The following is a 6847-nucleotide window of genomic DNA, read 5'->3' as shown; positions in this document are numbered from 1 at the left end:
CGCCCAGATGCGCCTGCTCTACACCACCGCCCTCTATCACGACTACGTCGCCCACGAAATCCCCCTGCCTGAACTCGACATGGCTGCCTGAAGCAGCCGCCAGATCGCGCGATGAGATCGTGCGATGAAGCGCGGCCGGTGCGCATCCGCCCAGCCGCCCCTGACAGACCAGACCGCTTGCGGAAACGTTGTATGCCAAAAGTCGTATTTCACAAGAACGGCCAGACCTTCGAGGACGAGGTCAAGCCCAGCACCAACCTGGTGGTGCGCGCCGGGATCAAGCAGTTTCCGTATCCGAACCTGCGCTACGAGTGCGGCATGGGCAAGTGCTCCAAATGCGCGTGCCGCGTGATCGCCGGCGCCGAGCACCTGCCGCCGCCGAACTGGAAGGAAAAGAAGCAGCTCGGAGAACGGCTGGAGCAAGGGTATCGCCTGACCTGCCAGATCTGGCTGGAGCATGACATCGAGCTGATCCAGGACGAACTGCCAGTGCAAGGCACAGCCACCGCCAGCGGCGGGGCCAATGTCCTGCAAGCGAGCGTCCCGGGCAACGCGCAGTAATTCACCAGCATCCACCAGGCAACGCAGTCATGTACGTAATACTCAGCAGCAAGCCGGGGCAGTTTCGCACCGAACTGGTAGAGGGGCTGGTGGCCGTCGAGGCTTACGACTATCTCTTCTACGGCCGCAGGACGGCGCACTTCGTCATCGCCGAAATAGCGCACCCGGTGAAGGTGAAGGTTGTGGAGGAGTTCGGCGAAGACGTCGATGCCGCGAGCCGCCCGGCCCCCACCATCAACTACGTGCCCTCCAAGTTTCTCGAGCAGTTCGACACGCTGCAGGGCGCACGCGACGCGCTCACGCGCCTGGCCACCTTCGGCAGCATGGACATCACGCTGGCCAAGCGCGATGTCCATGCGCGTGACTGGCGAGCGAACGACTGAATCCACCGAGTATGACCGGCACAGCGCCGGGCAGCCCCTCATGCCATCGGACCGTTTCCATGATTGAAATCACCTTTGTCAGCAACGACGGCAAGGTCGTCAGCGCCCCCGAGAACAGCAACCTACTGCGCGTTTCCCTGCGCGAGAAAGGCGGCATCCCCTTCAAGTGCGGCGGCGGCCTGTGCGGCACCTGCAAGTGCAAGATCGAGCGCGGGCTCGAGTTCACCGACGCCATCAAGCCAAAAGAGCGCAAGCACCTGTCGGAGGCGCAATTCGGCGAGGGCTACCGCATGGCCTGCCAGACCTTCGTCACCGGCGACATCGCCGTGTCCTGGGAAGCCCAGGCGAGCCCGGCCAAGGCTGCCGCTGCGGTCACCGGGACGGTGGCCGGGACGGTGGTCGAATAGGTTCGCGGCGCCACGCCTGATTCGGCGCGGACCGGCAGCGTGCGCGGCGGTCTTGCGGCGCTGCGTTGCCGCTCACGCACGCCATTGTGTCAAACCCGATTGATCCGACTCTCCTGGAGCGCCACGCATGACAACCACAGCTTGCGCTAGCCGTGCCAACACCACCGAGGGCGTGCGCGCGCCGCACTGCATGGTCGCCACCGGCCACCCGCTTGCTGCCGAGGCCGCGCTGCAGGTGCTGCGTGAAGGCGGCAGCGCCATTGACGCGGCGCTCGCGGCCGATGCCATCCTGGGCGTGGTGGAGCCGATGGCAACAGGCATTGGCGGCGACATGCTGGCCATGATCGTCGAGCCCGACGGCCACGCGGTCAGCTACAACGGCACCGGGCGCGCGCCGGCCGCGTTCCCCATGCATGCGCTAGCGGCCCTGCCCGGGCAGCGCATCCCCGAGCGCCACGCCCTATCGCTGACCACGCCCGGCGCGGTGCGCGGCTGGGAGGACCTGCACCGCCGCTACGGCCGGCTGGAATGGAAACGGCTGTTCACGCCCGCCATTGCGCTAGCGCGCGACGGCTTTGCGGTGGCACCGGTAGCCGCGCGGGAATGGGCGCTGTTCGACCGCGTGCTGCACCATGACCCGGTCTGCGCCGCGCTCTATCGCGCCGGCCGCCCGCCTGCGGCCGGCGAGACCTTCAGCAATCCGGAGCTGGCCGCCACGCTGTCCGCCATTGCCGCCGAGGGTGCCGATGCCTACTATCTCGGCCAGCCCGCCCATGCCGCCGAAATGGCGAGCCGCATCGCCGGCGGCGCGCTGGCTGCCGCCGACTTCGCCGCCCACAGGGGCGATTTCTGCACGCCCGTGTCCACGGATTTCCGCGGACTGACGGTGCTGGAATGCCCGCCCAATACACACGGCGTGGCCATCCTGCACGCGCTGGACGAACTCGGCGAACTCGATCCTGCCATGCTGGCCGAGGACGATCCCGCAGCCGTGCTGCGCACGGTGCAGGCCATGGGCCGCGCCATGCGGTACGCCAAGGAAACCGTGGCAGACCCGGCCGGCAACACGGTATGCACCGTGGTGGTGGACCGCGACGGCCTGGCGGTTACGCTGATGACCAGCATCTTCAAGCGCTTCGGCTCGGGCATCGCCGTGCCCGGCTGCGGCTTTGTGCTGCAGAACCGCGGCTTCGGCTTTGCCGGGCCGGGCCATATCAACAGCCCCGCTCCGGCCAAGCGCCCGTATCACACCGTGGTGCCTGGCGCGGCCCTGCGCGGCGGGCGCTTCCACGCGGGCTTCGGCGTGGTGGGCGGGCTGATGCAGCCGCAAGGCCAGTTGCAGTTGCTGGTGAGGCTGGCGGCCTGGCAGCAACCCCTGCAAGCCGCGCTGGATGCCCCGCGCTGGCGGCTGGAATCCGACACCACCCTGGCCATCGAAGCCGGCATGCCGCCGGCCATCGTGCAAGCCCTGCGCGATGCTGGCTACAGCGATCCCGCCGGCCTTGGCGAACTGGGCGGGCGCAGCGATTTCGGCGGCGCCCAGATCGTCATGCGCAGTGCGTGCGGCGGCCTGCTCGGCGCATCGGACAAACGCAAGGATGGCATCGCGCTGGGGGAGTAGGCCCTGCTATTCATGGCATGCAGGAAGACGGACGGGTTCGGTTCATCACGCGATCCGCGCCCGCAGGCCAGAGGACGCGCGCACACCCTCCCGGGCCAGCCATCCGCTAAATACACTCAGCGCGCTTGCCGCTTCGCGGTCCGCGCGAAGCAGCATATGGAAGCCCTGGTCGCGCAACACCACGTCCGGGAACAACTGGCACAAGCGGCCCGTGGCGAGGTCTTCGTCCACGAGTGCCAGCGAGCCGATTGCGATCCCGAGATCGGCGGTGGCGGCCTGCAGGCTGAGAAAGAAATGCTGGTAGAAGTGCTCGCCCGGCGGCGGTGGCGGTACCACGCCTGCCGCCGCGAGCCAGCGTGCCCATGCGTCGCGCCGGCTGCTCAGGTGCAGCAGCGAGGCATGCAGGCAATCCTCGGGCGCCGCCAGCGGATGCTGCGCCAGGTAGCGCGGCGAGGCGAGCGGGGCCGATACATCATCGAGAAAGCGGATGCATTCATGGCCGGCGCGCGACATCGGTGCGCGCCGGATGATCACGTCGAACGGCTCCCTCAGGTCATCGATGCCGTCGCTGGCGGAAGTGGTCACGCGGATTTCCATGCGCGGGTTTTCGATCTGGAATGAGGACAGGCGCGGGATCAGCCACCGCATGGCAATGGACGGCGTGGTGTTAACGCGCACGATGCGCTGTTCGCCGGTACGCGTGAACCGCTCGGCCGCAAGCGCGATGCGGTCCAGGCTTGCCTTGACCTCGGCGTAGAACAGCAGCGCAGCCTCGGTTGGCTCGACACCGCGCGCACTGCGCACGAACAAGGGACGGCCAAAATGGCTTTCCAGCAGCCGAATCTGCTGGCTGACCGCGCTATGCGTGATGTGCAGCTCTGCCGCGGCCAGCGTCAGGCTCCTGGCGCGGGCCGCGGCTTCAAAGACCTTCAGCGCTTTCAAGGGCGGGAGTTGTGCCGGCATGTTGTCACTTTTTCTAACGGAGATGCCAGGAAATATCGCTTTCCCCGGCTCGGGCGGAGCCGTATTCTGCCTCGAATCCTCTGTTTCTCACAGTGGCACCCGCCGATACTCAAATGCCCACCCTCAACGTATTTTCTAATAGCAAAGCCGCAGCCGGCTTAAGCCGCTGGTGAGTGCGCCGCTTCAGATGGAGCAGACCGGTGCCAGAGGCGAGAACAATGTGGCGCGCGTGCTGGCATTGGGCGCCGCACAGATCGTCGGCTGGGGCTCCTCGACCTATCTCCCCGCAGTGATCGCCGCGCCAGCCAGCAAGGACCTCGGTTTGTCGCCGGGAATGTTCTTCGGCGCCTTCTCTCTCGCACTGGTAACGATGGCATGCGCGGGCCCGGCGATCGGACGGTACATCGACCGCAACGGCGGCAGGCGGGTCTTGCTATCGTCGAATTTCGTGCTCGCCGCTGGCCTGCTGTTGCTGTCGCAGGCCAGCGGCGGCATCGCGCTGTATGCCGCCTGGTGCGTGATGGGACTGGGCATGGCGATGGGCCTCTACGACGCCATCTTCGCGGCGCTGGTTGCGCAACACGCGAAGGCCGCCAGCCGCCTGATCGTCGGCGTGAGCCTGGTCGGCGGCTTCGCCAGCACCGTCGGGTGGCCGGCTTCGACGTGGGTGATCGAGCACTGGGGCTGGCGGTCCTGCTGCCAGGCGTGGGCCGTGGCCCATCTGCTGATTGCCGCGCCGGTGTATTGGCGGCTCGTCCCGCCTGGGCGCGCCGAGCCGCCGATCAAGCCCGCCGCGCACCCGAGTGCGAGCGCGAACGCGGCGATGCCGCCGGGCAGCCGCGCGCGTGAACTCGGCCTGCTTTGCATCTTTTCCGGCGCAACCGCATTCGTGACGTCGGCGATGGCCGTGCACCTGCCGGCACTGCTGCTCGCCAAGGGGGCGACATTCGGGCAGGCGGTGTTTGCCGGCGTCCTGCTCGGCCCCGCGCAGGTCGTCGCCCGGCTGGTGGAGTTCGGGCTCACCCAGCGCCTGAAGATCCACCCGCTCACGACCGCCCGTCTTGCCACGGCACTGCATCCGGTGGCTTGCGTTTCTCTCGGCCTCTTTGGCATGGCGTCGGGATCGGGACCGCTCTTTTCCGTGCTGCATGGCGCGGGCAACGGCATGATCTCGGTCGCGCGCGGCGTCCTGCCATTGGCACTGTTCGGGGCAAGCGGATACGGCGCGGTGACGGGAAGGCTTGCCGTGTTTGGCAGGACGGCGCAGGCGTTCGCGCCCATCGCTTTTGCCCTCGTCCTTACGCAATATGGACCGGGCGCCGCCCTCTGCTTGTCCGGCGCGCTGTCGATGGTGGCCCTGCTGGCACTGCTCCGGCTACGTTCGGGCCCAATCCACGCAAGATAAGCATCAACAATCAAGCGTCAACAGGCCTTATAAGCGGCAATAGGCGGCATGTCGATGGGGCTTCTGGCGAGGCGGACGAGGCTTGGCGCGATCCGGCCGCACGCGATGGGTACCGGAGCGGACGAAGTGCCGCATAGCGGCAAAGCCCCAATGATCGAGGCATGAAGATGGTAACGGGCGTAGGCATTTTGGCTCTGTCTGGAGCACAAGCTCGCGCCACACCGGTCTGTGAAACGGCAAGCGGACGCAGGATGCACATGTCCAGCACACCAAGTAATCGGCGCAGCAAACCCGCCTGCTGCTGCAACCGCAGCGCAACCCGGCGCTGGTCGAAGACGCACCGGCTGGCGGATCTGGACGCGCGGGCTTCACCTGCGTGGGGGGAGTGGCATCAGCGCTGCGTGACGCGGCCGGCGGCACAGCGGGCCTTCGCGATGCGGCAGAAGGTGGCTAGAGGATGGCAGCGCGCATCATTCAAGCGCGACACGCGATCCGCGCTCACGGGCAAGGTTGGCATATGCGCATCTTGACGACTCTCAATAGCCTCGAACGAGGCTAGGGTTCTCGACAAGTATCCAAGTATCGGCCGGGCAAGCGTTGCCGGCATTGCCCAAGCCCTACAGCGGAAACCGCTGCATGTAGTACGCCTGCCACTCATGCAGGTGCTCCTGCATGGCGCGGCTGGCGGCGTCGCCATCGCGCGCGGCCAGTGCGTCGAGGATCTTGCGGTGCTCGGCCAGTGCCTGCGGAATCAGCTCCGCACGCATGCGCAGCTGGTTGAGGCCGTGGTGCAGCAGGCGGTAGCGCAGGATGTCCTCGCGCAGGCGCTTGCTGCCGCAGGCGTCCGCGATGGCCAGGTGGAAGTTGTCGTCGAAATCGGCCCAGCGCACCAGTGCCTCGGTATCGTCAACGCTGGCGGCGGCGCCGGCATCCATGGCGTCGGCCGCGTCGGACAGCGCCTTGAGCGTGACGCGGTCCAGCTGCGCGGCGGCGATGCGAGCCGCCTCGCTCTCCAACAGCTTGCGCATATCGAACACCTCGCGGATATCTTCGCGCGAGAAGCGCGCCACCACCGGGCGCCGGTTCGCCTCCTGGGTGATGAGCCCATCCTTGACCAGTTCGCGAATCGCCGTGTGCACCGGCGTGCGGCTGACGCCAAGCTCCTGCGCGAGCCGGATTTCGTTGACCACCTCCCCCGGCTTTAGCTGCCCGCTGATGATGGCCGACAACATGGCCTGGTAGACCCGCTGCGAAAGCGGCTGGTCGTCCTGGTCCTGCGGGAGCGCGGGCAATTCCTGTGACATCTCTGCAATCGACATTTCTGGTGGGAAAAAGGCCCGGCATCGCTGCCCTTTGCGGGCGGTTGGGCCGGGCTGGCGAAAGCATTATGCAGCAAAGGCCGATGGCTGCGCATTTTTCGAAAATTGAATGCCAAACAAAATAATTGCATGCATTTTTTTGATTCGGCGTGTAATATCGACCGCACGCTGAGATCTGCCGCACTGAA

General features: G+C 66.7%; 7 protein-coding genes and 1 pseudogene. 6 read left to right on the top strand and 2 right to left on the bottom strand.

Annotated elements, in window-relative coordinates; all coding sequences use genetic code 11:
* The 5 genes and pseudogenes from AC1RWI_RS25740 to AC1RWI_RS25720 all read left to right on the top strand — a co-directional run.
* A pseudogene (locus AC1RWI_RS25740) lies at positions 1-91 on the top strand (TenA family transcriptional regulator); the annotation flags it as partial.
* Positions 92-192: 101 nt separating this feature from the next.
* Positions 193-561 (top strand): 2Fe-2S iron-sulfur cluster-binding protein, encoded by a 369-nt coding sequence (locus tag AC1RWI_RS25735; protein ID WP_043354604.1) that lies wholly within the window; start codon positions 193-195, stop codon positions 559-561.
* A gap of 29 nt (positions 562-590) precedes the next feature.
* Entirely contained in the window at positions 591-944 is a 354-nt protein-coding gene (locus AC1RWI_RS25730; RefSeq protein ID WP_043354603.1) for a hypothetical protein, read from the top strand.
* A 59-nt stretch (positions 945-1003) separates the two neighbouring features.
* Positions 1004-1351 (top strand): 2Fe-2S iron-sulfur cluster-binding protein, encoded by a 348-nt coding sequence (locus tag AC1RWI_RS25725; RefSeq protein ID WP_082055123.1) that lies wholly within the window; start codon positions 1004-1006, stop codon positions 1349-1351.
* Positions 1352-1478: 127 nt separating this feature from the next.
* Entirely contained in the window at positions 1479-2972 is a 1494-nt protein-coding gene (locus AC1RWI_RS25720) for a gamma-glutamyltransferase family protein (RefSeq protein ID WP_492869621.1), read from the top strand.
* A gap of 45 nt (positions 2973-3017) precedes the next feature.
* Here the strand turns inward: AC1RWI_RS25720 and AC1RWI_RS25715 are convergent, their stop codons facing one another.
* Entirely contained in the window at positions 3018-3935 is a 918-nt protein-coding gene (locus AC1RWI_RS25715) for a LysR substrate-binding domain-containing protein (protein WP_492869619.1), read from the bottom strand.
* A 187-nt stretch (positions 3936-4122) separates the two neighbouring features.
* Between AC1RWI_RS25715 and AC1RWI_RS25710 the strand changes: the two genes are divergently transcribed.
* The gene (locus AC1RWI_RS25710) at positions 4123-5340 is read left to right on the top strand and encodes an MFS transporter (RefSeq protein WP_492869617.1); all 1218 of its coding nucleotides are present in this window, start codon (positions 4123-4125) and stop codon (positions 5338-5340) included.
* Positions 5341-5957: 617 nt separating this feature from the next.
* On the opposite strand, the gene AC1RWI_RS25705 is transcribed toward AC1RWI_RS25710, so the two are convergent.
* Positions 5958-6644, bottom strand: a complete 687-nt coding sequence (locus AC1RWI_RS25705) for a GntR family transcriptional regulator (RefSeq protein ID WP_043358040.1) — start codon at positions 6642-6644, stop codon at positions 5958-5960.
* Positions 6645-6847 lie beyond the last annotated feature (203 nt).

It is taken from the genome of Cupriavidus sp. MPR-AND1C (assembly GCF_058809705.1).
The sequence above is the reverse complement of the archived record's forward strand: the minus strand, read 5'-3'. Positions and strand labels throughout refer to the sequence as shown.

Bases quoted from the DNA above. Each gene is read 5' to 3' on its own strand.
- AC1RWI_RS25735 (WP_043354604.1), top strand. From the start codon at position 193: ATGCCAAAAGTCGTATTTCACAAGAACGGCCAGACCTTCGAGGACGAG.
- AC1RWI_RS25730 (WP_043354603.1), top strand. From the start codon at position 591: ATGTACGTAATACTCAGCAGCAAGCCGGGGCAGTTTCGCACCGAACTG.
- AC1RWI_RS25725 (WP_082055123.1), top strand. From the start codon at position 1,004: ATGATTGAAATCACCTTTGTCAGCAACGACGGCAAGGTCGTCAGCGCC.
- AC1RWI_RS25720 (WP_492869621.1), top strand. From the start codon at position 1,479: ATGACAACCACAGCTTGCGCTAGCCGTGCCAACACCACCGAGGGCGTG.
- AC1RWI_RS25715 (WP_492869619.1), bottom strand. From the start codon at position 3,935: ATGCCGGCACAACTCCCGCCCTTGAAAGCGCTGAAGGTCTTTGAAGCC.
- AC1RWI_RS25710 (WP_492869617.1), top strand. From the start codon at position 4,123: ATGGAGCAGACCGGTGCCAGAGGCGAGAACAATGTGGCGCGCGTGCTG.
- AC1RWI_RS25705 (WP_043358040.1), bottom strand. From the start codon at position 6,644: ATGTCACAGGAATTGCCCGCGCTCCCGCAGGACCAGGACGACCAGCCG.